Here is a 1047-nt window from a genome sequence, read left to right as displayed (position 1 = left end):
GGCTGCGCCGCAAAAACAGCGCCACCACGGCCGTGATGGCGCCGATCACGAACGGAATGCGCCAGCCCCAGGCGCGCATCTCGCTCTCGTCGAGCAGTTGCTGCAGCACCACCACCACCAGCACCGCCAGCAGTTGCCCGCCGATCAGCGTGACGTACTGGAACGACGAGAAGAAGCCGCGCTGGCCGCGCAGCGCCACCTCGCTCATATAGGTGGCCGTGGTGCCGTATTCGCCGCCCACCGACAGCCCCTGCAGCAGGCGCGCCATCAGCAGCATGAACGGCGCCCAGGCGCCGATGGTGGCGTAGGTGGGCAGCGCGGCGATCAGCAGCGAGCCGGCGCACATCATCAGCACCGAGAGCACCATCGATGTCTTGCGGCCGCGCCGGTCGGCGATGCGGCCAAAGACCCAGCCGCCGATGGGCCGCATCAGGAACCCGGCCGCGAACACGCCCGCAGTGTTCAGCAGCTGCGCGGTCGGGTCGGATTTGGGAAAGAAGGACGGCGCGAAGTAGATCGCGCAAAACGCGTAGATGTAGAAGTCGAACCACTCGACCAGGTTGCCCGACGNTTTGGGAAAGAAGGACGGCGCGAAGTAGATCGCGCAAAACGCGTAGATGTAGAAGTCGAACCACTCGACCAGGTTGCCCGACGAGGCGGCGACGATGGCGAAGATGCGCTTGCGCTTTTCCTCCAGCGTGTACAGAGGAGCCTGGGCGGTGGAGACCGTGTTCATGGCGTGCCTTGCGACGAAAGGAGGGAAAGAAACCTTAGCACTTTCAGGCTTTCTCCGGAGGCCGGGCCAAAAACCATGGGCAGGCCATGGCGACTCGCGCGCGCTTCGCTTTTCATAGCTGCCAGCGCTTGCCACACAAGCGCTGGAGCCAGTTTTCATCTGATTAGCTACCTACCTCAGGTATCTCCCACCGTTCGGGCTGAGCTTGTCGAAGCCGGGGGAGCCTTTCGACAAGCTCAAGGCGAACGGATTCTGGCTGAGGTGTGTCGCTGATCAGGAGTTTTCACTCACATGCCGGTGCCGCGTCCAGG

Annotated in this window: 1 protein-coding gene; it reads right to left on the bottom strand. The window is 63.5% G+C overall.

Annotated elements, in window-relative coordinates; genetic code table 11:
• The coding region (locus QZH66_RS16830) for an MFS transporter (RefSeq protein ID WP_305807002.1) at positions 1-736 on the bottom strand (736 nt) is incomplete at its 3' end.
• Between the last annotated feature and the right edge of the window lie 311 nt (positions 737-1047).

Source organism: Stenotrophomonas sp. YIM B06876, from assembly GCF_030711595.1.
In the GTDB taxonomy this organism is placed as follows: Bacteria; Pseudomonadota; Gammaproteobacteria; order Xanthomonadales; family Xanthomonadaceae; genus Stenotrophomonas.
This window is presented reverse-complemented; position numbering and strand designations above follow the sequence as displayed.